Origin of the sequence: Janibacter corallicola NBRC 107790, assembly GCF_001570965.1 — a bacterium.
GTDB lineage: Bacteria > Actinomycetota > Actinomycetes > Actinomycetales > Dermatophilaceae > Janibacter > Janibacter corallicola.
The window spans coordinates 1-22,712 of the sequence record NZ_BCSR01000032.1; the positions used below are offsets into that span (position 1 = coordinate 1).

General features: G+C 72.9%; 21 protein-coding genes and 1 pseudogene. 14 read left to right on the forward strand and 8 right to left on the reverse strand.

What is annotated here, in order from left to right:
• From JCO01S_RS11275 to JCO01S_RS11285, 3 genes are all read right to left on the reverse strand, one after another.
• Nucleotides 1-1,275 (reverse strand): 2-oxoacid:acceptor oxidoreductase family protein (locus JCO01S_RS11275; RefSeq protein WP_068255454.1); only part of this gene is annotated, 1,275 nt, incomplete at its 3' end.
• A gap of 124 nt (nucleotides 1,276-1,399) precedes the next feature.
• Entirely contained in the window at nucleotides 1,400-1,855 is a 456-nt protein-coding gene (locus JCO01S_RS11280; RefSeq protein ID WP_084342857.1) for a hypothetical protein, read from the reverse strand.
• A complete protein-coding gene (locus tag JCO01S_RS11285; protein WP_084342858.1) occupies nucleotides 1,852-2,334 on the reverse strand; it encodes a DUF4870 domain-containing protein in 483 nt (160 codons plus the stop codon). The genes JCO01S_RS11280 and JCO01S_RS11285 overlap by 4 nt, the downstream gene beginning before the upstream one ends.
• Before the next feature lie 130 nt (nucleotides 2,335-2,464).
• Here JCO01S_RS11285 and JCO01S_RS11290 point away from each other — a divergent pair, with 130 nt between their 5' ends.
• Genes JCO01S_RS11290 through htpX form a run of 11 tightly spaced genes read left to right on the forward strand, consistent with a single transcriptional unit; the run spans nucleotide 2,465 to nucleotide 12,063 of the window.
• On the forward strand, nucleotides 2,465-2,821 hold the full coding sequence (locus JCO01S_RS11290) for an NADH-quinone oxidoreductase subunit A (protein ID WP_068255456.1): 357 nt from the start codon (nucleotides 2,465-2,467) through the stop codon (nucleotides 2,819-2,821).
• A gap of 15 nt (nucleotides 2,822-2,836) precedes the next feature.
• Nucleotides 2,837-3,418: an NADH-quinone oxidoreductase subunit B gene (locus tag JCO01S_RS11295; RefSeq protein ID WP_068255461.1), complete on the forward strand. Its 582-nt coding sequence runs from the start codon at nucleotides 2,837-2,839 to the stop codon at nucleotides 3,416-3,418.
• Between the two features lies 1 nt (nucleotide 3,419).
• Nucleotides 3,420-3,968 carry an NADH-quinone oxidoreductase subunit C gene (locus JCO01S_RS11300; RefSeq protein WP_068255463.1) on the forward strand — a complete coding sequence of 183 codons (549 nt, stop codon included), beginning with the start codon at nucleotides 3,420-3,422 and terminating at the stop codon, nucleotides 3,966-3,968.
• Nucleotides 3,965-4,921, forward strand: coding sequence for an NADH-quinone oxidoreductase subunit NuoH (gene nuoH / locus JCO01S_RS11305; protein ID WP_068255464.1), 957 nt, complete (start codon nucleotides 3,965-3,967; stop codon nucleotides 4,919-4,921). The genes JCO01S_RS11300 and nuoH overlap by 4 nt, the downstream gene beginning before the upstream one ends.
• Complete coding sequence (locus JCO01S_RS11310) at nucleotides 4,918-5,508, forward strand: NuoI/complex I 23 kDa subunit family protein (protein ID WP_084342859.1); 591 nt, start codon at nucleotides 4,918-4,920, stop codon at nucleotides 5,506-5,508. The genes nuoH and JCO01S_RS11310 overlap by 4 nt, the downstream gene beginning before the upstream one ends.
• Nucleotides 5,505-6,038: an NADH-quinone oxidoreductase subunit J family protein gene (locus JCO01S_RS11315; protein WP_068255467.1), complete on the forward strand. Its 534-nt coding sequence runs from the start codon at nucleotides 5,505-5,507 to the stop codon at nucleotides 6,036-6,038. Before JCO01S_RS11310 ends, JCO01S_RS11315 begins: the two co-directional genes overlap by 4 nt.
• Nucleotides 6,035-6,334 carry an NADH-quinone oxidoreductase subunit NuoK gene (gene nuoK, locus JCO01S_RS11320; protein WP_068255470.1) on the forward strand — a complete coding sequence of 100 codons (300 nt, stop codon included), beginning with the start codon at nucleotides 6,035-6,037 and terminating at the stop codon, nucleotides 6,332-6,334. The genes JCO01S_RS11315 and nuoK overlap by 4 nt, the downstream gene beginning before the upstream one ends.
• Nucleotides 6,331-8,154, forward strand: coding sequence for an NADH-quinone oxidoreductase subunit 5 family protein (locus tag JCO01S_RS11325; protein ID WP_068255473.1), 1,824 nt, complete (start codon nucleotides 6,331-6,333; stop codon nucleotides 8,152-8,154). The genes nuoK and JCO01S_RS11325 overlap by 4 nt, the downstream gene beginning before the upstream one ends.
• Entirely contained in the window at nucleotides 8,151-9,656 is a 1,506-nt protein-coding gene (locus JCO01S_RS11330; protein WP_068255478.1) for a complex I subunit 4 family protein, read from the forward strand. Before JCO01S_RS11325 ends, JCO01S_RS11330 begins: the two co-directional genes overlap by 4 nt.
• Complete coding sequence (locus tag JCO01S_RS11335; RefSeq protein ID WP_068255481.1) at nucleotides 9,653-11,179, forward strand: NADH-quinone oxidoreductase subunit N; 1,527 nt, start codon at nucleotides 9,653-9,655, stop codon at nucleotides 11,177-11,179. The genes JCO01S_RS11330 and JCO01S_RS11335 overlap by 4 nt, the downstream gene beginning before the upstream one ends.
• 26 nt (nucleotides 11,180-11,205) lie before the next feature.
• Complete coding sequence (gene htpX, locus JCO01S_RS11340; protein WP_068255484.1) at nucleotides 11,206-12,063, forward strand: zinc metalloprotease HtpX; 858 nt, start codon at nucleotides 11,206-11,208, stop codon at nucleotides 12,061-12,063.
• Between the two features lie 32 nt (nucleotides 12,064-12,095).
• Here the strand turns inward: htpX and JCO01S_RS11345 are convergent, their stop codons facing one another.
• The 3 genes from JCO01S_RS11345 to JCO01S_RS11355 form a co-directional block, all read right to left on the reverse strand.
• Complete coding sequence (locus JCO01S_RS11345; protein WP_068255488.1) at nucleotides 12,096-12,572, reverse strand: (2Fe-2S)-binding protein; 477 nt, start codon at nucleotides 12,570-12,572, stop codon at nucleotides 12,096-12,098.
• An 11-nt stretch (nucleotides 12,573-12,583) separates the two neighbouring features.
• Entirely contained in the window at nucleotides 12,584-14,899 is a 2,316-nt protein-coding gene (locus JCO01S_RS11350; protein WP_068255491.1) for a molybdopterin cofactor-binding domain-containing protein, read from the reverse strand.
• Nucleotides 14,900-15,039: 140 nt separating this feature from the next.
• The gene (locus JCO01S_RS11355) at nucleotides 15,040-16,107 is read right to left on the reverse strand and encodes a PucR family transcriptional regulator (RefSeq protein WP_500778493.1); all 1,068 of its coding nucleotides are present in this window, start codon (nucleotides 16,105-16,107) and stop codon (nucleotides 15,040-15,042) included.
• A gap of 246 nt (nucleotides 16,108-16,353) precedes the next feature.
• Here JCO01S_RS11355 and pepN point away from each other — a divergent pair, with 246 nt between their 5' ends.
• Nucleotides 16,354-18,822 (forward strand): aminopeptidase N, encoded by a 2,469-nt coding sequence (gene pepN, locus JCO01S_RS11360; RefSeq protein WP_068255497.1) that lies wholly within the window; start codon nucleotides 16,354-16,356, stop codon nucleotides 18,820-18,822.
• Between the two features lie 174 nt (nucleotides 18,823-18,996).
• Here the strand turns inward: pepN and JCO01S_RS16265 are convergent.
• A pseudogene (locus tag JCO01S_RS16265) lies at nucleotides 18,997-20,052 on the reverse strand (MFS transporter); the annotation flags it as partial.
• Nucleotides 20,053-20,169: 117 nt separating this feature from the next.
• Here JCO01S_RS16265 and JCO01S_RS11365 point away from each other — a divergent pair.
• A complete protein-coding gene (locus JCO01S_RS11365; protein ID WP_068255500.1) occupies nucleotides 20,170-21,081 on the forward strand; it encodes a LysR family transcriptional regulator in 912 nt (303 codons plus the stop codon).
• A 27-nt stretch (nucleotides 21,082-21,108) separates the two neighbouring features.
• Here JCO01S_RS11365 and JCO01S_RS11370 read toward each other — a convergent pair whose 3' ends face one another.
• Nucleotides 21,109-22,101: an NADPH:quinone oxidoreductase family protein gene (locus tag JCO01S_RS11370; RefSeq protein ID WP_218002267.1), complete on the reverse strand. Its 993-nt coding sequence runs from the start codon at nucleotides 22,099-22,101 to the stop codon at nucleotides 21,109-21,111.
• A gap of 45 nt (nucleotides 22,102-22,146) precedes the next feature.
• On the opposite strand from JCO01S_RS11370, the gene JCO01S_RS11375 reads away from it, so the two are divergent.
• Complete coding sequence (locus tag JCO01S_RS11375; protein ID WP_068255503.1) at nucleotides 22,147-22,662, forward strand: methylated-DNA--[protein]-cysteine S-methyltransferase; 516 nt, start codon at nucleotides 22,147-22,149, stop codon at nucleotides 22,660-22,662.
• The last annotated feature ends 50 nt before the right edge of the window (nucleotides 22,663-22,712 follow it).

Genomic DNA, 22,712 nt, shown 5'->3' on the forward strand with positions numbered 1-22,712 from the left:
CGGCAGGTCGGCGACGTCGGGCACCCGCCACGGCTCGGAGCCGTTGGCCAGGTACCCGTCGGAGAGCAGGAAGACCGGGGTGCGGTAGGTCGTGGCGATCCGGACCGCCTCCAGTGCGGCGTCGAAGCAGTCGGTGGCCGACTGCGGGGCGACGATCGGCACGGGCGACTCGCCGTTGCGTCCGAACATCGCCTGGAGCAGGTCGGCCTGCTCGGTCTTCGTCGGCAGTCCGGTGCTCGGCCCACCCCGCTGGATGTCGATGATGACGAGCGGCAGCTCGAGGCTGACCGCGAGGCCGATCGTCTCCGACTTCAGGGCCACGCCGGGCCCGGAGGTGGTGCACACGCCGATCGAGCCGCCGAAGGAGGCGCCCAGTGCCATCCCGATGGCGGCGATCTCGTCCTCGGCCTGCAGCGTCGTCACGCCGTGGCGCTTGTGGGCCGAGAGGGCGTGCAGCACGTCGCTGGCAGGGGTGATGGGGTAGGAGCCGAGCACGAGCGGGCGGCCGACCCGGTGCGCGGCGGCCACGAGGCCGAGCGCGAGGGCGGTGTTGCCGGTGACGTTGCGGTAGGTCCCCGGCGGGGTCGGCGCCGGGGCCACCTCGTAGGTGACCACGAAGTCCTCGGTGGTCTCGCCGTAGTTCCAGCCCGCGCGCAGTGCCGCGAGGTTGGCGGCGAGGATGTCCGGGCGGGCGCCGAACTTGCCCGCGAGGTAGTCCTCGGTCCCCTTCGTCGGGCGGCCGTACATCCAGGACAGCAGGCCGAGGGCGAACATGTTCTTCGCCCGGCCCTTCTCCTTGCGGGTCAGCGAGTCGAACTCGGCGAGCGCCTCGACGGTGATCGAGGTGAGCGGCACCCCGTGGACGTGCCAGGAGGAGAGGCTCTCGTCCTCGAGCGGGCTCGTGGTCCAGCCGACCTTCTTCAGGTTGCGGGTGGTGAACTCGTCGGTGTTGAGGATGATCGTCGCGCCACGGGGGACGTCGGCGAGGTTCGCCTTGAGGGCGGCCGGGTTCATCGCGACGAGCACGTCGGGGGCGTCGCCGGGCGTGAGGATGTCACGGCTGGCGAAGTGCACCTGGAAGGAGCTGACCCCGGGGATGGTCCCCTGCGGGGCGCGGATCTCGGCGGGGTAGTTCGGCAGCGTCGAGAGGTCGTTGCCCAGCGCAGCGCTGTCGGCGGTGAACCGGTCGCCGGTCAGCTGCATCCCGTCCCCGGAGTCGCCGGCGAAGCGGATGATGACGCGGTCGGTGGGTTGTCTCGTCGCGGCGGAAGTCATGGTTGCTGGTCGTGCCCCTAAGCATCGGTGCGTGTCGCGCTCGAATTACGCGACACATATGTATGGTAATTGGCTCCCCTGCCAGGTATCCAGCGGGATAAACTATGCCATGCATAACGTCATGTTATGTGTCATTCTCCATGTGGGCCTGCCGCTCCCGGACTTCGAGACAGAGAACCTCCCCAGCGACCAGCCCGTCCAACCGGGGGAGCAACAGCTCGACGACGGTGCCCGGCTGGTGGTGCATCGGTTTGGTCTCCGGGTGGGGCAGGTAGACCAGTCCCTCGTGCTCGCGACCGGCACGCGAGACGGTGGCCTCGATGAAGGAGAAGGTCTCCGGCCCGTGCACGTCGGTCCACGCGACGTCGGCGAAGGTCCACCGCGGCACCAGCGGCACGAGGTGCAGCGGGGCGATGTCCAGGTTGACCGTGGCCGGAACGAAGCGGGAGAGATCCAGCCCCCGTGCGGCGAAGTGCGGGGCCTGCAGCGCGATCGTGCCGGTGGCGAAGGGGGAGTCCGCCGCCCGCCCGGAGGCGACCCCGTGGCCCGCGCGGACCACCCCCTCCGCCCGGAGGGTCACCGGACCATCGACGGCGTCAGCGGCGGGACCCACCACTCGCCGTTGTTGGCCTTGACCGCGCCGATGACGTGGATGACCGTCGCGACGACGATGACGAGCGGGTAGGTGATGAAGCCGACGAGCAGGAACATCAGCGGCAGCGAGAGCAGCAGCAGGATCGCGGTGATGATCTGCACGTTCAGGCTGTTCGCGGAGTGCTGGCGCACGAAGGGGCCGCGGTCCTTGTAGATCAGGTAGATCACGAGCGAGGCGACGAAACCGAGCGTGCCGGCCGACAGCGGCAGCAGCACCGCGGGCACGAGGTGGGCGACCATCCCGAGGGTGCGCTCCTGCCCCGGGCTCATCGGGGCCAGCGGCGGGCCGTAGCGCTGCGGGACCGGCTGGCCCGGTTGCGGGTAGGCCTGCTCGCCCGGCTGGCCCTGGCCGGCGGGCGGGTGCTCCGCGTTCGGGTGCGGTGAGCCGTCGTGCGGCTGTGTCATGTCTGCCTCCTGGGTGTCTGGGCACGACTCTGCCGTTTCGGCGGGCGGGAGTCCATCAGGAGGACGCCCGTATCGGGGTGGGGTATTCCCCACGAGGCCCCGGCCGGACGGCGCCATTAGGATCTGGCGCGTGGACGGATACCAGGTGATCGCCGGCGTGCTGCTGCTCGGCGTGCTCCTCGTGGTCGCGGGGTACACGGCGCGGCGGCTGCTGGCGCCGCGGGCCCCGACCCCCACGAAGCTGACCACCTACGAGTCCGGCATCGACCCGGTCGGCCGGGACTGGGCCCAGACCCGGGTGCGCTACCTCGCCTACGCCTTCCTCTACGTGATCTTCGCCGTCGACGTGGTCTACCTCTTCCCGTGGGCGCTGGTGCTGCGCACCGAGCTCGGCGTCGCGAGCCTGATCGAGGTCGCGATCTTCATCGGTGTCGTCCTCGTCGGTCTCGTGCACGCGTTGCGCCGCGGGCTGCTGCGGTGGACCTGACCTAGGGTGTCCGGGATGACGACCGACCTGCCGATGCCGCGCGTGGGGCCCGTCGGCGCCTTCGCGCCGCGGCCCATGAAGGTCGTGCTCAACTGGGGCCGGCGCTACAGCCTGTGGGTCTTCAACTTCGGGCTGGCCTGCTGCGCGATCGAGTTCATCGCCGCCTCCATGGCCCGGCACGACTTCATCCGGCTCGGGGTCATCCCCTTCGCGCCGGGCCCGCGGCAGGCCGACCTCATGGTCGTCTCGGGCACCGTCACCGACAAGATGGCGCCCTCGGTGCGCCGGCTCTACGACCAGATGCCGGAGCCGAAGTACGTGATCTCCTTCGGCGCCTGCTCCAACTCCGGCGGTCCCTACTGGGACTCCTACTCGGTGACCAAGGGCGTGGACCAGCTGCTGCCCGTCGACGTCTACGTGCCCGGGTGCCCGCCGCGGCCGGAGGCGCTGCTGCACGGCATCCTCACCCTCCAGGAGAAGATCGCCGCCGAGTCCCTCTCGACGAAGTCGTTGCGCGCCAAGTACGCCGGTCACCGGTCCGCGGGGGCCGGCGAGGTGCGCCGGGGCCTGCTGCGGCGCCCGGCGAAGGGGGCCTGAGATGCCCCTGGAGCAGCGCACCGTGCAGCCGGGCGAGTGGGTCGAGGCCGCCACCGGGGCGAAGGGGGAGGGCCTGACCTTCTTCGACTGGCTGAGCGCCGTCGACGAGACCGACCGCGAGGACTCGCCCGGGCTGGAGGTGGTCTGCCACCTGCTCGACCCGCGGCCCACGCCCGAGCGTGACCAGCGCGAGCTGCTGCTGCGCACCCGCGTGCCCGAGGGGGGCGTCCTGCCGAGCCTCACGGGGCTCTTCGGCGGGGCCGCGTGGCACGAGCGGGAGACCCACGAGATGTTCGGCCTGGAGGTCTCCGGCTTCGACGACGGCACCGGTCTCGGGATGCGTCCACTGCTGCTGCCCGAGGGCTTCGAGGGCCACCCGCTGCGCAAGTCCTTCGTGCTCGCATCGCGCGCGACCAAGCCCTGGCCCGGCGGCAAGGACCCCGGGGAGGGCCGGGAGACGAAGCGGACCTCGAAGCGTCGACGGATGACCGCGCCCGGCGTGCCCGGCCCGGAGTGGGGCCCCCGCCCGGCGAAGGGGGAGGACGGATGAGCCTCCTCGAGATCGCGGTCCGCTCGCTGGCCGCGCTGCTCGCCGTGCTCGTCCTGCCGCTGGTCGCGGGGCAGACCGAGCACAAGGTCATGGCGCACATGCAGGGGCGGCTCGGCCCGATGTACGCCGGTGGCTTCCATGGCTGGGCCCAGCTGGTCGCCGACGGGGTGAAGTTCGTCCAGAAGGAGGACATCACCCCCGCCGCGGCCGACCGGGGCGTCTTCCGTCTCGCGCCGGCGATCGCCCTCGTCCCGTACCTCCTCGCGATCGCCCTGCTGCCGATCCACCCCGGCCTCGTCGCCGCCGACGTGCCCGGCAGCATCCTGCTCGTGCTCGGCGTGAGCTCCGTCGGCGTCCTCGGCACGCTGATGGCCGGCTGGGCCAGCGCCAACAAGTACGCGCTCGTCGGCGGGATGCGCGCCGCCGCCCAGCTCATCGCCTACGAGCTGCCGCTCGTGCTCTCCGTCGCCTCGGTGGCGATGGCCGCCGGGACCCTCTCGCTCGTCACCGTCGTGCAGGAGTGGAGCCCGTGGTGGCTGCTGTGGCAGCTGCCCGGCGCCGTCGTCTTCCTCGTGGCCGCGACCGCGGAGCTGCAACGGGTCCCCTTCGACGCCCCGATCGCCGACAGCGAGCTCGTCATGGGACCGATGACGGAGTACACCGGGCTGCGCTTCGCCTTCTTCATGCTCGCCGAGTACGCGGGGATGGTCGTCATGGGGCTGCTCTTCGCGGTGCTGTGGCTCGGCGGCTGGCAGGGCCCGGCAGCCGGGATGCTCGGCTGGCTGTGGACCCTCCTGAAGGGCCTGCTCGTCGTGCTCCTCATCATCTGGCTGCGGGTGGCCTGGCCGCGGGTGCGCGAGGACCAGCTGCAGCGGCTCGCGTGGGTGGTCCTGGTCCCCCTGGCCCTCGTCCAGCTGGCTCTGACCGCAGTGGGAGTGGTGATGACGTCATGACCGACGAAGGACACGCAGCACACGAGCAGCACGGCCACGGGCCGACGGAGCCGGGCGTCGTGCCGGGCCTCGTCAAGGGGCTCGCGAGCACCGCCAGGCAGCTGATGACCCCCTCGCACACCCGGGAGTACCCGGACGTCGCGCCGGACCTGCCGGCCCGCTCCCGCGGGGTCATCGCCCTCATCGAGCAGAACTGCACCTCCTGCATGCTCTGCGCGCGGGAGTGCCCGGACTGGTGCATCTACATCGACTCGCACAAGGAGGAGGTCCCGCCGACCACGGAGGGGGGGCGCGCGCGGCAGCGCAACGTCCTCGACCGCTTCGCGATCGACTTCTCGCTGTGCATGTACTGCGGGATCTGCGTCGAGGTCTGCCCCTTCGACGCCCTCTTCTGGAGCCCGCAGTTCGAGTACGCGGAGACCGACATCCGCGACATGGTCCACGAGAAGGAGCGCCTCGGGCAGTGGGCCGAGGAGGTCCCCGCGCCGCCGGAGCTGGACCCCGCCGCCGCGGACCCGCCCGAGGTCACCGCCCTGGACAAGCCCGCCCGCGGTGGGCCCGCGGCCCCCCGGGAGGGCGGGACGTGACCGGTCTCGACCTCGCCTTCGCCGCCACCGGCGTCATCACCGCGGCCGCCGCCGCCCTGGCCGTCACCACCCGTCAGGTGGTCCACTCCGCACTCTGGCTCGTCGTCGCCCTGCTCGGGCTCGCCGGCTGCTACCTCGTCCTCGGGGCCGAGCTCGTCGCCCTCGTGCAGGTGCTCGTCTACGTCGGCGCCGTCGTCGTGCTCGTCATCATCGCGCTCATGCTCACCCGGGCACCGATCGGCCCGCGCAGCGAGCACTCCACCTCCCGTCGCCACCGGCTTCTCTCGGCCCTCGTCGGCGCCGGCACGGCAGCCCTGCTCGCCCTCGTCCTCCTGCCGACCGCGGGTCCGACGGAGGTCCGTCCCGGTGGGAGCGAGGAGCTGGCCCGGCAGATCTTCTCGACCTGGGTGTGGCCCTTCGAGCTGCTCTCGCTGCTGCTGCTCGCCTCGCTCGTCGGTGCCCTCGCGGCAGCCGGCCTCGGCGGCCGGAGCGGGGAGCGGCCCGTGGCGGACGTGGAGGAGGGCGCATGATCCACGCCGCCGGGCCGTACCTGCTCGCCAGCGTCCTCGTGGGGCTGGGCGTGTACGGCGTCCTCGCCCGCCGCAACGCCGTGCTCATGCTCGTCGGCGCCGAGCTGGTGCTCGGCGGCGGCGGGCTGCTGCTCGTCACCGCCGGCGCGCTGGGCGCCGACCGGTCGTGGACCGGCCAGGTGCTCACCCTCTTCGTCATCACGATCGCCGCCGCCGAGGTCGTCGTGGCCCTCGCGGTCATCGTCGCCGCCTACCGCAGGCGCGGACGCATCGACCTCGGGCAGGACGCCGGATGATCGCCTGGGCCCTCGTCGCGCTGCCCGCCATCACGGCCGCACTGCTGCTCGTCGTCTCCCGGTGGGGGACCCTCACCGCCCTCCTCGCGGTGCTCTCCTCCCTCGGGTCACTCGGCCTGGCGCTCGCGGCCCTGCCACGGACGGCGAAGGGGGCCGCCCCCTTCGCGGAGGACCGCGCGGTCGGCCCCGGCCGGGTCATGGGCGGCCTCGACCTGCCCTTCGCGCTCTCCCTCTCCGGCACCGCCGTCTTCCTCGTGCTGATCGTGAGCCTCGTCGTCGCCGCGGTGCAGGTCTACTCGGCGTGGTTCCTCGCCGAGGACGCCCGCCGGGGCAGCTTCCACACCACCGTCGCCCTCTTCAGCGCGGCGATGACACTGCTCGTCCTCTCCTCCGACCTCTTCCTGACGATCGTCGGCTGGGAGGTCATGGGCTGGTGCTCCTACCTGCTCATCGGGCACTGGTCCGGCCGGCCGGGACCGCGGCGGGCGGCGCACACCTCCTTCATGGTCACCCGCATCGCCGACATCGGCTTCCTGCTCGGCATGGCCGTGCTCGTCGCCGGCGCCCGCAGCAGCTCCCGCTCCGGGGTCCTGGCGCACTGGAGCGGCGACGGCGCGAGCGGCCTGCACGACCTCTCCCTCACCGCGGCACTCGTGCTCATCGTCGTCGGCGTCCTCGGCAAGGCGGCGCAGCTGCCCTTCCACAACTGGCTGCTCGACGCGATGGAGGGACCGACACCCGCCTCCGCGCTCATCCACGCCGCGACGATGGTCGCCGCAGGCACCATCGTGCTCGCCCGGCTGCTGCCGTTGCTCACCGAGGACGGGGGCCGGCCCGCCCGCCTCCTGCTCGGGGTGGCCGTCTCGGTGACGATGGTCCTCGCCGCGCTGTGCGCGCTCCTCGAGCCGGACCTGAAGCGGCTGCTCGCCTGGTCCACGATCAGCCAGGTCGGGGTCATGCTCGCCCCGCTCGCCGTGGCCGGCACCGGCGCGCTCGGCGGCGCCCTCGGCCACCTCTACGGGCACGCGATCTTCAAGGCACTGCTCTTCCTCGTGATCGGGTGGCTGGGTCTGACCCGCGGCTCCACCCGCATCGCGGACCTCGTCGGCGCCGCCCGCCAGCACCCGGTCGCCCTCGGCGCGTGGGCCGCCGGCCTCGCCTCGCTCGCAGGGGTCCCGATGCTCCTCGGTGGGATGAGCAAGGAGGACGTCGTCGCGGCCTCGTCCGACGGCCAGACCGTCCTCTCCCGCCTCGTCCTCGTCGCGCTGCTCGTCACGGCCGTGCTCTCCGCCGCCTACGCCACCCGGGCGCTGCTCGTCACCGCCACCGGGGACGAGGAGGACGGACGCCGGCACGCCGTCCTGCCCCCCGCGGTCGCGGTGGTGCTCGTCGTCCTCGGCCTGCTGAGCGTCCTCGGCGGCCTCGCGCTGCGGTGGCTCCCGGAGGCCGCGCACGTGCCGCTGCCGCTCTTCGGCGGGCTCGTCCTGGCCGTGCTGCTCGGCATCGGCCTCGGCTGGCTGCTGCACACCCGCCTCGGGCCACGGGGGCTGCCGCGGGTCGGCGCCGGTCTCGGGGTGGACACCGTCTACCGCGTGGTGCTCGTGCACCCCGTGCTCGCGCTCGCCCGCCTGGTCACCCACCTGGACCGGGAGGTCCTCGACTCCTACGTCGGAGGACTGACACGCGTGGCACTCGGCGGCAGCGCCCTCGGTGAACGCACCCACCGGCGGGCCCGCCCCGTCATCGGCCTGACCCTCGTCGGCCTCGGCCTGCTCGGCGCGGCCGGCATCACCGTGCTCGTCGTGGGGGTGACCCCGTGATCGCCCTCGCCTGCGCGCTGCCGCTGCTCGCCGGACTCGCCCTCCTCGTCGGGGGAGCCGAGCTGTCCCGGCCCGCCGCAGCCCGGACCGGGCTGCTCGTGGCGCTCGCGACCCTCGTCCTCACGGCCGTCGCCTGGTGGGACGGGGCCGTCGTCGACCTCCCGTGGCTCCCGGCGCTCGGGCTCCGGCTGCACCTCGCCCTCGACGGCATCAGCGGCCCTCTCGCCGTGCTCTCGGGCCTGGTGACCGTGACTGCGTGCACCACCGCGCTCGGCGGTGCCCGCCGCCGACCGGAGGGAGCGACCTTCATCGGGTGCGTGCTCCTGACGCTCGCCGGGGCCGTGGCCACCTTCGCCGCACGTGACGCGGTGCTCTTCGTCGTCGCCTTCGAGGTCGTGCTCGTCCCGATGTGGGTGCTCATCAGCCGCTTCGGCGACCGCCGCGACCCGGAGCGGCGGCGCGCTGCCGGTGCCCGCTTCGTGCTCTACACCGCCTTCGGGTCGACCCTCATGCTGCTCGGCGTGCTCCTCCTCGTCGCCCGGGCCGGCACCGCCGACCTCGGCGAGCTCGGACGGGCCGCGGGCGAGGGCATCGACCCGCGCACCCAGGTCGTGATCGCGGTCCTGCTCACCATCGGCCTGGCGGTGAAGGTCCCGGTCTGGCCGCTGCACTCCTGGCTCCCGCTCGCGCACACCACCGCTCCCACCGCCGGCTCGATGCTCCTCGCGGCCGTGCTGCTGAAGATGGGCACCTACGGCATCATCCGGCTGCCGCTCGCGACCGTCCCGGACGGCTTCGCGCGGATCGCGCCGGTCCTCGGCGTCTGCGGCGCCATCGGCATCATCTGGGGCGGCCTCGTGTGTCTCGTCGAGCGGGAGCTGAAGCGCCTCATCGCCTTCTCCTCGATCGCCCACATGGGCTTCGTCGTGCTCGCACTGGCCACCGGCACCGCCACCGGTGTCGCGGCCGCCCTCTACGGCAACATCGCCCACGGGGTGGTCTCCGCGCTGCTCTTCCTCGTCGTCGGCGGGCTGAAGCACCGGTGGGCGGGGGACGACCTGACCCGACCGCGAGGCGCGCTGCGGGAGCACGCGCCCCGCACGGGTGTGCTGCTCATGGTCGGTCTCGCGGCCGGCCTCGGCCTGCCCGGGCTGGCCGCCTTCTGGGGGGAGTTCACCACCGTGGTCGCCGCGCTCGACCCGGCAGACGGGCGACCGCACCTGCTCTTCGTCGGCTGCGCCGCGGCCGCCGCGGTCGGCGGTGCGCTCGCCGCCGGGTACTCCCTTCGCGTGGCCCGGCTGGTCTGGGTGGGTGAGGGCCACGAGGCCGGCGCCGCCGAGGGGCACGGCTCCGACGAACGGGACGGGATCACCACCGAGCTGGGCTCCACCGAGCTGCTGCCCGGATTCGTGCTCGCGCTCGCGATCGTCGTGCTCGGGGTCGCGCCCGGCCTGCTGCTGGCCGTGACCGACCCGGCGCTGGCGGCGGTGGTGGGCCGATGACCACGCTGACCTCGCTCGCCGGGGCGCCCCGGATCGACCTGCTGGTCGCCGCACCCGTGCTCGCGCCCGCGATCGGGGCGGTGCTCGTGCTCGCCCTCGACGCGCTGTGGCCCCGCCGCCGCTGGCCCGCGGTCCTGCTCGGCCCGCTCGCCCTCGTCGTGGCGCTCGCCGCCTCCGTCGTCCTGCGGCTGCGCGCCGGGACCGAAGGGGGACTGGCGACCGTCTGCCTGCCGAAGGACCCGGCCCTCACCGTCGCCGGGTCGACCGGTGACGTCACCGACTGCCTGCTGCGCCTGGACGGCTCGGCGACCCTGCTCCAGGGCCTCGCCGCAGCAGCCGGGCTGGCCGTGCTCTGGTGCCTCGTCGGCCCCGTCGGGGCGGCGCCACCCGTCGACGACACGCACGCCCCGGGCCGGCACGACGCCGGCCCTGGCGTCGACGCCGCGCTCCTGCTCACCACCGTCGCCGGCGCCGCCGTCGTCGCGGCCGCCCGGGACCTCGGCACCTGGCTCGTCGGGATCGAGCTGGCCACGCTCCCGATCGTCGCGCTCGCCGTGCTGCGCGGCCACCGGCGCGACAGCGGGGCGATGCACCTGGTCACGACCTCGGTGACCTCCTTCGCGATCGCCGTCGTCGGCGCCGGCCTGTGGACCATCGGGACCGGCACCATCCGCCTGGACGAGGCCGCTGCCGCCACCCCGGCACAGGACCCCGCGAACGCCGCCGTCATCGCCCTCGGCGCGACGCTGCTCGTCGCCGGGGTTGCCTTCAAGCTCTCGCTCGTGCCCTTCCACGCCTGGGCCCCGGCCACCTACCCGCGCTCGGGCGCCGTGGTCGCCCTGCTGCTCGCCACCGTCTCCAGCGTCGCCGCCCTCGGTGGGCTCGTCGCCGTCGTGCGCGCCGCAGCCGACGTGACCGACCTGCTCACCCCCCTCCTCGGGGTGCTGGCGGTGCTCTCCATGCTCGTCGGTGCGGTGCTCGCGCTCACCGCGGGGGATCCCCTTCGCCTCATGGCCTGGTCCGGCGTCACCCAGGCCGGGTGGGTGCTCGCCGCGCTCGCCGGTGGTGACGTCGACGCGGCCGTCGGCTACCTCGCCGTGTACGTCCTCGCGACCGCCGCCGTGCTGGCCGTGATCGTCTCGCTCGCGCCGGACGGGCGCCGCAGTCTCGAGGACGATCGCGGGCTGGTGCGGCGCCGCCCCACCCACGCCATCGTGCTCGGCATCGGGCTGCTCACCCTCGCGGGGCTGCCCCCGGGCGTCGCCGGGCTGCTGGCGAAGATCGCCGTCCTGGCGCCGCTCGCCTCCAGCGGCACCTGGTGGGTGGCGCTGCCCGCCGTGGCCGCCGCGGTCCTGGGCATCGCGGTCTACCTGCGCTGGCTGGCCCTGATCGTCACGCCGGTCCGGGCACCGAGGGAGGTCGAGCCCGCCGGCCGGGCCGCCACGCTCGTCGCGGTGCTCACCGCGCTCGTCCTCGTGGCCGCGACCCTCGTGCCCGTGCTGCTGCTCGGGGCGGGAACGTAACGGCCCGGTCAGGCGTTGACGAGGGCATGCACAAGCACTTCAACGGTCTGAAGACCGCTGGCCTGCTCGGCGGCATCTTCGCGCTGCTGCTGATCGTCGGCGCCCTCATCGGCGGCGGCAAGTTCCTCTGGGTCTTCGCCCTCATCGGCGTCGGGACCACCGCCTACTCCTACTGGAACTCGGACAAGCTGGCGATCCGGGCCATGCGTGCCTACCCGGCCGACCCGCAGCAGTTCCCGCAGATCCACCGCATCGTCGCGGAGCTGAGCCAGCGGGCCGGTCAGCCGATGCCGAAGCTCTACGTCAGCCCCACGCAGGCGCCGAATGCCTTCGCCACGGGCCGCAACCCCGACCACGCGGCCGTCTGCTGCACCGAGGGGATCCTCGCGCTGCTCGACGAGCGGGAGCTGCGCGGGGTGCTCGGCCACGAGCTGATGCACGTCTACAACCGGGACATCCTCACCAGCTCGGTCGCGGGCGCGATCGCCGGCGTCATCTCCTCGCTGGCGATGATGGCCATGTGGTTCGGCGGCGACCGGGACCGCAACCCGATCGCCGCGATCGCCGTCGCGCTGCTCGCCCCCGTCGCCGCGATGGTCATCCAGATGGCGATCAGCCGCACCCGCGAGTACGACGCCGACGAGGACGGGGCGAGCCTGACCGGCGACCCGCTGGCCCTGGCCTCCGCCCTCGACAAGCTCCAGAACGGCGTCCAGCGGGCCCCGCTGCAGCCGACCCAGCAGCTGCAGAACGCCTCGCACATGATGATCGCGAACCCCTTCAGCGCGAAGGACGTCTCCAAGCTCTTCTCCACCCACCCGCCGATGGACAAGCGCATCCTCCGGCTGCAGGGGATGGCCCGGGGCCCGCAGCAGCCCCGCTGACCGACTCCTTCGCGGGAGCCACGGCGAGCCGGTCACATGTTCTGCTCGCCGGAGCGGATCGCCTCCCGGATGCGGGTGTAGGTGCCGCAGCGACAGATGTTGCGGATGCCGTCCAGATCGGCCTCGCTGATCGCCCGCCCCTCGCGGCGGACCTTGCGCACGAGCGCGACCGCCGCCATGATCTGGCCCGGCTGGCAGTAGCCGCACTGCGCGACGTCGTGCTCGATCCACGCCTCCTGCATCGGGTGCAGGTCGGCGTCCACGGTGTCGGCCAGACCCTCGATCGTGGTGATCTCGTCGTCTTCGGAGATCTTCTCCACCGGGACCGAGCAGGGGTTGACCGCCTTGCCGTTCAGGTGCGACGTGCAGGCCTTGCAGACGTTGATGCCGCACCCGTACTTCGGTCCGGTGACTCCGAGGACGTCGCGCAGGACCCACAGCAGGCGCACGCCCGGCTCGACGTCGACGGTGACCTTCTCGCCGTTGAGGACGAAGGTGTGACTGGACATGAAAGCGCTCCTCAGTAGGTGAAGTTCAGGCCGTTGGTCGGCGACTGCGGGACCGGGGGCACGAATGGCTTCGGCTCGAAGGCGACCGGGTCGGCGTGGTTGATCGGGAACTCGGTGGGCATCTTCCCGGTGGCCCGGGCGTACGCGCAGGCGATGGCCGCGAAGCTGGCCGCGACCCCGGCCTCACCGGCGCCTCCGGGCTGGCCCTCGTCGGAGGGCATGACCTCCACCTGCAACTCCGGTGGGGAGTTCCACTGTCGCGTGTAGAAGTAGTTGTCCCAGCTCGCCTCGAGGAAGTGCCCCTCCTCGAAGTGGCAGCTGGAGGTCAGGGCGAGGGCGATGCCGTCCATGACGCCGCCGAGCATCTGCGCCTTCAGCCCGGTCGGGTTGATGACCAGGCCCGCGTCGACGGCGAAGACGGCCTTGGTCACCCGCGGACCCGCGACGCCGGCGCGGATGTCCCGGTCGACCGTCTCGGGCCTCGTGTCCAGCTCGACGAGGCACGCGGTGACGCCCTTGTACTCCTTGTGGATCGCGACACCCTGGGTGATCCCCTCGGGTAGGTCCCGGCCCCACTCACCCACCTCGGCGACCCGGTCCAGGGCAGCCTCGGCGCGCTTGTTGCGCAGGAAGGAGCGACGGAAGGCGACCGGGTCCTTGCGCATCCGTCGCGCGAGCTCGTCGACGACCAGTTCGTTGGCAGCGCGCACGTCGGGTGAGTAGATGTTGCGCATGCTGCCGGTGTTGAAGCGGTCGTCCGTCTCGGTGAGCAGCTGGGTGACGACGCCGAAGTTGTACGGGACCTCCTGGGTGAGGGTGAAGATGGTCTCCGAGAACGTGAGGTCGCCGACGGGCAGCTTCGCCGCCAGACTGGTGATGATCTCGCCCAGGCCGTGACCGAAGTCGGTCTTGACGCTGGTGTGCCGCTGCTCGAAGGAGAGCACCTCGCCCCCCAGGTGGGTGGCGCGCACCCGCGAGGTGCACATGGGGTGCAGCCGGCCCTGGCGTGGTTCGTCGGCCCGGTGCCACATCAGCTTGACCGGCTTGCCCATCGCCTTGGAGATCCGCGATGCCTCCAGGGCCGCGTCGTAGAAGAGCTTGCGTCCGAAGGACCCCCCGCCCTGGGTGACCTCGACGGTCACCTTCGAGACCGGCAGGCCGAGCTCGGCGGCGATCGCCTCCTGGGCGACGACGGGGGACTTCATCGACCCCCAGATCTTCGCCGAGCCCGACCGCACGTCGGCGATCGCGCAGTTGGGCTCGAGCGAGGAGTTGCTGCGGAACCGGAAGGTGAACTCGGCGTCCACCTGCTTGGCCAGCGCCGGCACCTTCGGTACCGCCATCGGCAGCTCGGCCTTCTTGAGGTTCGCCAGGATCGAGGCGTCGTCCTCGCCGGCCAGCCGCCCCCCTTCCCACTGCACGTCCATCTTGATGATGGCGTCGATGCACTGCCCGAAGGTCTTGGCGCGCACGGCGACCCCCGTGGGGACCGTGGCCACGTCGGTCACCCCCGGCATCGCCTCGATCGCGGCCCGGTTGCGCAGTCGCACGGGGGATCCGTTGTGCGTGGGCGGGCGAGCGACCATCGTCGGAAGGGCGTGGGGCACGTCCAGGTCCATCGCGAAGACCTTGGCCCCGGTCACGGCGGCGCGGGCATCGGTGCGGCCCTGCGGGCGACCGATGACGGTGTGCTCGGAGCGGTCCTTCAACGTGACCTCGGCCCGGACCGTCTCGGCGACCGCGGCCTTGACCGACAGCTCGCCGTAACCGATGCTCGCGCCGGTGCTGTCGGTGATGAGGCCGTCCTTGGCCTTCAGCGCGTCGACGGTGTCACCGAGGACGGTCGCGGCGGCCTTGAGCAGACGCTGCTTGGCCAGCGCGGCCGCCACGCGGATCGGGGTGTAGGTCGAGATCGTCGTGTTCGACCCGCCGGTCAGCTGGTTGAACTGCAACTCCGGGCGGGCCTTGGCCAGGGTGACGTCGACCTTGTCCACGGGCAGGTCCAGCTCCTCGGCGATCATCATCGCGCTGGAGGTGACGATGCCCTGGCCGACCTCGGCGCGCGGCAGCGCGAAGGATGCCCTGCCGTCCTCGCCGATGGTGACGGTGATGAGGTTGGCGGTGGGTTCGGCCGCCAGGGTCAGCAGGTCGTTGAGGTCCATCACCTCGGGAACCTGTGGTGGTGTCGGGACGACGGCCCGGGCGGACTCGCTGCCCAGGGACATGTCGGCGGCGGTGGCGAGCGTGGCACCGGCCAGCACGTATCCGATCAACGACCGCCGGCTCGGGCCGACGGGGGTCGACTCGGTGGAGTGGACATCGGTCATGGGGACCCTCCCGGTCTGGACGACGCTGTCTTCGGCTGACGTCAGTAGACCGGATCGGCGCGGGTTCCGCGCGGTGAGCCGGCCCACGATGTCCCGGCCAGATCTGTGCAGTCCGCACAGCCGGTCAGCAGGTGCCCGCCTCAGCCGAGGCCCAGCGAGCGGGCCCGCAGGGCCAGTGCCAGACCCACCTCGGGGGGCTCCTCCAGGAGCCGGTGGCCCGTGAGGGCAGAGATCCGACGCAGGCGGTTGAGCACCGTGTTCCGGTGGCAGGGCAGTGCGGTGGCGGCCCGACTGGTGGACCCTCCCGCGGCGACCCACGCGTCGAGCGTGTCCACCAGCTCCGACTGCTCGGCCTCCGGCAGGTGGGCGAGCGGGCCCAGCCAGTGCTCGACGAGGCGAAGGGCGACCTGCGGCGAGCGCAGCAGCAGCGCCGGTACGAGTTGGTCGTCGTAGGAGGCGATGCCCCTGCCGGGGGCGTGGCCCTCGGCGGCCATCCGCGCCTGGTCGAAGGCCAGATCGACCTCGGCCAGTCCGTGGCACACGGCCGAGACGCCACCCTCGAGGGTCGCTCGCGAGGTCAGCGCGTCCAGCACCGGCCGCGGGTCGCCGTCCTCGGGGAGGACGACGAGGCCGACGACCTCGCCGCTGGACCGGGACTGCCACGCGGTCGTGGCCCCGAGGGAACCCAGGAGCGGGTCGACCACGTCCATCGCCTCCTGCAGCGTGCTGCCCGTGACCACCAGGAGGACGGGGGCGTCGACCGGCACGTCCATCGTCCGGGCCACCTCGTGCGCGAAGGCCTGCTCGCGGGCGCGGCCGGTGAGCAGGCCCTCCCACAAGGAGGCCATCCGTTGTGCGTCCGCCTGCAGCAGCTGCAGCTCGGTGTGGCGGTAGGAGCTGGCGACCTCGGCCGAGGACTTGTCGACGCTGGCCCAGAGCCAGACGCCGAGGTCGCGGAAGCTCTCGGGGTCCAGTGGTGGGTCGGCGATCTCGACCAGGTCCTCCCAGATGAGGCGCCCACCGATGCGGAACGAACGCAGCACGTCATCGAGCGGCAGGCCCTGCTGGGCGCGCAGCCGTCCGGTCGCGCGGGCCGCGTCGAAGATCGGGTCCAGCTCGTCGACCGAGGTCAGGCTGCCGTCGGGCCGGACGGCGAGGACGAGCATGTCGAGCACGCGTTCGACGTTGTCGTGGCAGGACCGCCACAGGTCCTGCGGGGGGGACCACGCCGGTGTCGTCGTAGGGCGCGTTCTCGGTGGCGATGGTGGCCACGAGGCGCCGGGTGATCGGCTTCACGCGGTGACCACGGGCGTGCGTGAGCAGGTGGGAGAGCGCTCCGCTCGGGGAACTGGTGCTCGTGTCGACGTCGTCCACCGCACTCCTCATCGCACAGTCCGGCCACTGTAGCGCGGGTACGGCGACACATCATGTGGTCCGGGTGACAGGATGCACGGGTGCCCTCCCTGACCCGTGCCGAAGCCCTCCACCGCGCCGACCTGCTGACCGTCACCCGCATGGAGGTCGAGCTCGACCTGGACGCCGGGGCGGAGCACTTCGGCTCGCTCACCCGGATCCACCTGGCCGCCACGGCGGGCGGGGACAGCTTCGTCGACATCGACCCGGTGACGCTGCACCGGGCGAGCCTGGACGGCACCGACCTCGACGTGACCGCCCTCGCCGACCGGCGGCTGCCGCTCACGGTCACCGCCGGCGAGCACGTCCTCGAGGTGAGCGCGACGATGGCCTACAGCCACGACGGCACCGGCCTGCACCGCGCGAGCGACCCCGCGGACGGGCAGGACTACGTCTTCAGCCACCTCTTCCTCGACGCGGCGCCCTCGGTCTTCGCCTGCTTCGACCAGCCGGACCTCAAGGCCCCCTACGCGGTCTCGGTCAAGGCACCCTCGGACTGGCAGGTCATCGGCAACGGGCCCGGGCGGATCGAGGACGGCGGGGTGTGGCACCTGGCCGAGACCAAGCCGCTCTCGACCTACTTCGTGGCGCTGTGCGCCGGCCCCTACGTCGGGGTCCACGAGGAGCACGACGGGATCCGGCTCGGGCTGTGGGCCCGGGCCTCGCTGGCCGAGGAGCTGCACCGGCACGCGCCGGAGATGCTGGCGGTGACGAAGTCCAGCTTCGACTACTTCCACTCGATCTTCGACATCCGCTACCCCTTCGGGGACTACGACCAGGTCTTCGTCCCCGAGTTCAACGCCGGCGCGATGGAGAACCCCGGGTGCGTCGTCATCCGCGACTCCTACCTCTTCCGCGGGTCGGTCGGGCGCGACGAGCTGCTCACCCGGGCCAACACGATCAGCCACGAGCTCTCGCACATGTGGTTCGGGGACCTCGTGAGCCCGCAGTGGTGGGACGACCTGTGGCTCAACGAGTCCTTCGCCGAGTACATGGCCCACCGCTGCCTCGTCGCCGCCACCGGGTACACCGAGGCCTGGGTCGACTCCACGATGGCCCGCAAGTCCTGGGGCTACAGCGCCGAGCGCAAGCCCTCCACCCACCCGGTCGCCGGCTCCCCGGCGCCGGACGCGAAGTCCGCGCTGGCCAACTTCGACGGCATCTCCTACGCGAAGGGGGCCGCCGTCATCCGCCAGCTCATCGAGTTCATCGGCGACGAGGCCTTCCTCGCGGGGATCCACGAGTACCTGACGGCGCACTCTTACGGCAACGGGACGCTCGCGGACTTCCTCGCCGCGATGGAGCGGGCGAGCGGGCAGGAGCTGGCCACGTGGAGCCGGGCCTGGCTGGAGACCGCCGGCGTCGACGCCCTCGCCCTCGAGCGGGAGACCGGCACCCTCGTGCGGACCGTGCCGGAGGGCCACCCTGCCGACCGGCCCCACGCCATGGACGTGGCGACCTACGAAGGGGGCGTCGAGACCTCCCGGGTGGCCGTGCAGGTGGCGGGGGAGCGCACCACGGTCGAGGGACTGGACCTCGAGGCCCCCCTGGTCCTGCCGAACGCCGCCGACCTCACCTGGGCCACACCGCTGCTGGACGACACCTCGCTGGGGTCGCTGCTCGCCCAGCTGCCGCGGATGAGCGACGAACGGGCCCGCGCGGTCCTGTGGGTCGCGCTGCGGGACGGCGCCGCGTTGTGCCGGGTGGACCCACGGCTGCTCGTCGACCTCGGCGAGGCGGCGCTGGCCACCGAGACCAACGACTCGATCTTCGCCCGGGCCGGCATGCACCTGACCGCCCGGGTCATCCGGGTGCTGCTCCCGCAGGAGGAGCAGGCCGGGGCGACCGCGCGGATGGCCGCCGTCGGTGAGCGGGTGCTCGCGGAGGCCGAGCCCGGCTCCTCGCGGGCCCTGCACGCCGCCCGCCTCGTCGCGCGCACCACCGACGACGTCGAGGGGCGCCTGCGGCCCTGGGCGAAGGGGGAGGGCCTGCCGGTCGGCCTCGCGGAGGACGCCGACTTCCGCTGGATCCTCCTGGGACAGCTGAGCCGTCGCGGGCTCATCGGCGAGGCCGAGATCGAGCAGGCACGCACCGAGGACAACACGATGTCCGGGCGGCTCGGCGCCCTGACCGCCCGCGCCGCGATCCCGACCCCCGAGGCGAAGGCCGCCACCTGGGCCGACCTGACGACCAACCGGGAGCGCAGCAACCACGAGCTCGTGGCCATCGCGTCCGGCTTCTGGGGGCCGCAGGACCGCTCGCTGGTCACGCCCTACGTGGAGCGGTACTTCACCGATGTCCCGCCGATGACCGAGTGGCTCGGCGAGGACGCCCTCGCCCGGGTCGCGACCACCGCCTACCCGTCACGCTTCGTCAGCGACGAGACCCTCGCCCTCTCCCGTGCCTGCCTCGAGGGCGACCTGCAGCAAGGGGTGCGTCGCGCGATCGTCGACGCCCAGTCCGAGCTCGAGGAGGCCCTGGCCTCCCGGCGCGCCTTCCCGTGGCGCTGAGGCGCCGGTCCCCTCCTGGCGCGGGGCCCGTACCCCCGTGAGGGTCAGGCTCGGCACCGGGAGGAAGGCGGTGGTCGCCAGCAGCAGGGTGAGCAGGACGAGGACGAAGGACGAGGCCAGGGAGATCGTCGCGGCCAGCATGCCGATGAGCACCGCCGGCAGTCCCGATCCCAGGTAGAAGGCGAGGTACAGCGCGGCCGTGACCTCGGCGCGGCGGGTCGGGGGCGTGCGCAGGTCGGCCTCCCAGTTCGCGCCCCAGTAGCTCAGTCCGTGCCCGGCACCGGTGACGACCGCGGCGACCGCCGTCACCGCGAGGACCGGTCCGGCGCCGGTGACGACCAGCTGGGAGGTGAGCAGCAGCGTGGCACCGAGCGCGAGCAGCGCGAGACCGATCGTCTGCGCGGCACGGGCCCGCAACCACGAGGCCGCGACCTGGCTGACCGCGGAGACGATGAGGACCGAGCCCACGACCGCGCCCGTGGTCCCGGGGCCGGCGCCGGGGACCGACGCCGTGACCACCGCGGGCAGGACGGCCAGGACGGTCCCCACGGCGGCCCAGCCGAGGAAGCCCGTCGCCGACGCGATGGCGAAGGTCTCGCGCATCGTGGCCGGTACCGCGGGCCGGGTCGGCCGCCACCGCTGGCGGGTGGCGGGACGGTGCGAAGGGAGCCGCCGGATCCAGCAGGCCACGAGGCCCAGGGCCACGAGCATGGCCACGTAGGGCAGGTGGATGTCGCCGGTGAGTGCGGCGATCCCTCCGGCGGCCGCAGGCCCCAGGCCGGTGCCGGCGACGAAGGCCACCGTCGCCGCGGTGGAGCCGAGCGACGGGCGGTGGGACGGGGAGGCCTCCACCATCAGCGCGATTCCGCCACCGGTTCCGAGGCCGGTGCCGATCCCGAGGACGACACGTCCGAGGAAGAGCCCGGCGATCCCCGCGGCGTCGACGGCGAAGAGCGCCGTCCCGATCGCCGCCACGACGATCCCCGCCAGCAGGACCGGGCGGCGGCCGAAGGTGTCGGCGGCGGAGCCGAAGAGCAGCAGGGCCGAGAGCGCCGCCGCGGCGAAGGTGGCGTGCAGCAGGGTCATCGACGGGTCCGACATCCCGTGGGCCTGCTGGTGGAGCGGGTAGAGGGGGCTGGCCATGTTGGCGGCGGCGGACAGTGCGACCAGCGCACCTGCGCCGGCCCGGAGCTGACGAGGCGACCCCGGGGCGACGGCTCGATCGGTCAACTGAACCTCCTTCTGGATCGAGAACCCCTCCGACGGGGGCTGCTGGTCCTAGAGTGCACCGCATCGCCCTTTCATTACCATCGCAGGAAATCAACCAGAACCATTCGGCAGGAACGCATGATTGATGTACGGCTCAGGATGCTGGAGATGGTCGCCCGGCACGGCACCGTCACCGGCGGCGCCGAGGCGCTGCAGTACTCGCCGTCGACGGTCTCGCAGCGGATCGGCCAGCTCGCCCAGGAGCTCCGGGTCGACCTCCTCGAGCGCCACGGTCGCAATGTCCGGCTCACGCCAGCGGCGCTGACACTGCTCGAGCACGTCGACGTGATGTCCCGGGAGTGGGAGCGGGCCCGGGCGGACCTGGACGCCTACGCCGACTCGGTCCAAGGTGTGCTCACCGTCTGCGGCTTCTCCACGGCGGCAAGCGTCCTGCTGCCCCCGGTGATGCGCTCGCTCGTCCACCGGTACCCGCACATGGATACGCGCATGGTCGAGGCCGAACCGGCCGAGTGCTACGACCTCGTCCTGGCGGGGGAGGCGGATGTCGGCGTGGTCGTGGTGACCGCGTCGACGCCGCCGCGGACCGAGGGTCGGTTCGCCCAGCACCACCTCCTGGAGGACCCGCTCGACCTCGTGGTGCCGCAGGACCACCCCCTGGCCGGAAAGCGGTCGGCATCGATCGTCGAGGCCGCCGGGGAGGACTGGATCATCGGGTGCCCGGGGAGCACGTACCACCAGCTGGTCACGGCCTCCTGTGCCGCAGCGGGGTTCACGCCGAACATCGCCCACCACGCCGACGAGTGGGAGACCGGCATCGCCCTGGTCTCCGCGGGCTTCGGGGTCTGCGTCGTCTCCCGGCTCTCTCGTTGGCCGGACCTGCACCCGGTGGCCCGGATACCGCTGAGCGGGGAGAACTCACCGTCACGGCGGATCGCGGCCGTGACCCGTGCCGGTGCGCAGCGGCGTCGCCCGGTCGCCCACGCCCTCGCGGAGCTGGCCCGGGTGGCCGAGGAGCTGGCCACCCGCTGAGACACGCCTCCGCGCGGCCCGACGGGCCTAGCCGGACTCGACGACGATCCGTCCGGTGCTCGAGCCGCCGGCGATCCGGGTCAGGGCCTCCGGCACCTGCTCGAAGCCGAACCGCTCCGCGACGAGCGGCTCGATCCGGCCCGCGTCGGCGAGGCGCACCAGCTCGTCGTGGCAGTCCCGCACCGCCTGCGGGTCGTGCTGCTCGTAGAGCCCCCAGTGCAGCCCGAGGATCGAGTAGTTCTTGACCATCGCGTGGTTCAGCCGCGGCTCGGGGATGGTTCCGCTCGCGAAGCCGACGACCACGATCCGCCCCTCGAAGGCAATGCACTTCGTGCTCGCGGTGTAGGCCGGGCCGCCGACGGGCTCGTACACGACGTCGGCGCCGCGGCCGTCGGTGACCTCCTTGACCCGGGCGATGATGTCCTCGGACCGGCGGTCGACGACGACGTCGCAGCCCATCCGCTGCGCGACGGCCACCTTGTCCTGCCCGCCGACGACACCGATGACGCGCGCGCCGGCGGCCTTCCCCAGCTGCACGGCGGCCGACCCCACGCCACCGGAGGCGGCGTGGACGAGGAGGGTCTCCCCTTCGCGCAGCCCGGCCCGCCGGTGCAGGCCGAACCACCCGGTCTGGTAGCCGATCATCAGTGCGGCGCTCGCCGCGTCGTCGAGTCCGGCCGGCGCCGCGAAGGTCTTGCTCGCCTCCATGAGGCACTCGGTCGCGAAGCCGCCGTGGGGCACCGCGGTCCCGCCGAGCACCCGGTCGCCGACGGCCACGTGGGTCAAGCCCTCACCGACCTCGAGCACGTCACCGCAGACCTCCAGCCCCGGGACGAAGGGAGGCTCCGGCCGCACCTGGTACTCGCCGCGGCACATGAGGGTGTCGGCGAAGTTCACCGCGCTCGCGCGCACCGCCACCCGCACCTGCCCGGCGCCGGGCCGGGGGGAGGGGGCCTCGCGGAGGGTGAGGACCTCCGCCGGGGTGCCGAGCTGCTGGGCCTGCCACGCGCGGATGCTCATGACGGCCGAGGGTACCCATCGGACGGGTGCGCCATCATCGTGTCCATGACCAGGCACGCCCGGATCCCGACCGACATCGGCGAGCTCACCGCGGTCCTGGACGAGGCGTCCGGGCGCGGCACCGTCCTCGTCGGCCTGTACTTCCCGGGGCACTGGACGCTGCCGGACCCCAGGACCTTCGGCCCGCCCACCGATGGCGCGGAGCCGGTCCTCGAGGCGCTGGCCGACCAGCTCGGGGAGTACCTGCGGGGGCGGCGCCGCGACTTCGACCTGCCGGTGGAGCTGCGCGGGGGTGAGCACCATCGCCGGGTCTGGGAGCGCCTGGCCCGCATCCCCTACGGGCAGACCCTCACCTACGGGGGCCTGGCTGCCGAGCTCGGCGGTGCGGCGCAGGCGATCGGTCGGGCCGTCGGCGCCAACCCGGTCTCGATCGTCGTCCCCTGCCACCGCGTGGTCGGGGCCGACGGCTCCCTCACCGGCTACGCCGGCGGGTTGGAGCGCAAGCGCCGCCTCCTCGCCCTCGAGCGCCCGTCCGCGGCGGAGCTCGGCGCGCTCTTCTGACCCGGCGAAGGGGGCGCCACCCACCGATCCGAGGGCACCGTTCGGCGCGT

Bases quoted from the DNA above. Each gene is read 5' to 3' on its own strand.
- JCO01S_RS11325 (WP_068255473.1), top strand. From the start codon at position 6,331: ATGATCGCCTGGGCCCTCGTCGCGCTGCCCGCCATCACGGCCGCACTG.
- htpX (WP_068255484.1), top strand. From the start codon at position 11,206: ATGCACAAGCACTTCAACGGTCTGAAGACCGCTGGCCTGCTCGGCGGC.
- JCO01S_RS11365 (WP_068255500.1), top strand. From the start codon at position 20,170: ATGATTGATGTACGGCTCAGGATGCTGGAGATGGTCGCCCGGCACGGC.
- JCO01S_RS11300 (WP_068255463.1), top strand. From the start codon at position 3,420: ATGCCCCTGGAGCAGCGCACCGTGCAGCCGGGCGAGTGGGTCGAGGCC.
- JCO01S_RS11345 (WP_068255488.1), bottom strand. From the start codon at position 12,572: ATGTCCAGTCACACCTTCGTCCTCAACGGCGAGAAGGTCACCGTCGAC.
- JCO01S_RS11295 (WP_068255461.1), top strand. From the start codon at position 2,837: ATGACGACCGACCTGCCGATGCCGCGCGTGGGGCCCGTCGGCGCCTTC.
- nuoK (WP_068255470.1), top strand. From the start codon at position 6,035: ATGATCCACGCCGCCGGGCCGTACCTGCTCGCCAGCGTCCTCGTGGGG.
- nuoH (WP_068255464.1), top strand. From the start codon at position 3,965: ATGAGCCTCCTCGAGATCGCGGTCCGCTCGCTGGCCGCGCTGCTCGCC.
- JCO01S_RS11370 (WP_218002267.1), bottom strand. From the start codon at position 22,101: ATGAGCATCCGCGCGTGGCAGGCCCAGCAGCTCGGCACCCCGGCGGAG.
- JCO01S_RS11350 (WP_068255491.1), bottom strand. From the start codon at position 14,899: ATGACCGATGTCCACTCCACCGAGTCGACCCCCGTCGGCCCGAGCCGG.
- JCO01S_RS11335 (WP_068255481.1), top strand. From the start codon at position 9,653: ATGACCACGCTGACCTCGCTCGCCGGGGCGCCCCGGATCGACCTGCTG.
- JCO01S_RS11310 (WP_084342859.1), top strand. From the start codon at position 4,918: ATGACCGACGAAGGACACGCAGCACACGAGCAGCACGGCCACGGGCCG.
- JCO01S_RS11285 (WP_084342858.1), bottom strand. From the start codon at position 2,334: ATGACACAGCCGCACGACGGCTCACCGCACCCGAACGCGGAGCACCCG.
- JCO01S_RS11375 (WP_068255503.1), top strand. From the start codon at position 22,147: ATGACCAGGCACGCCCGGATCCCGACCGACATCGGCGAGCTCACCGCG.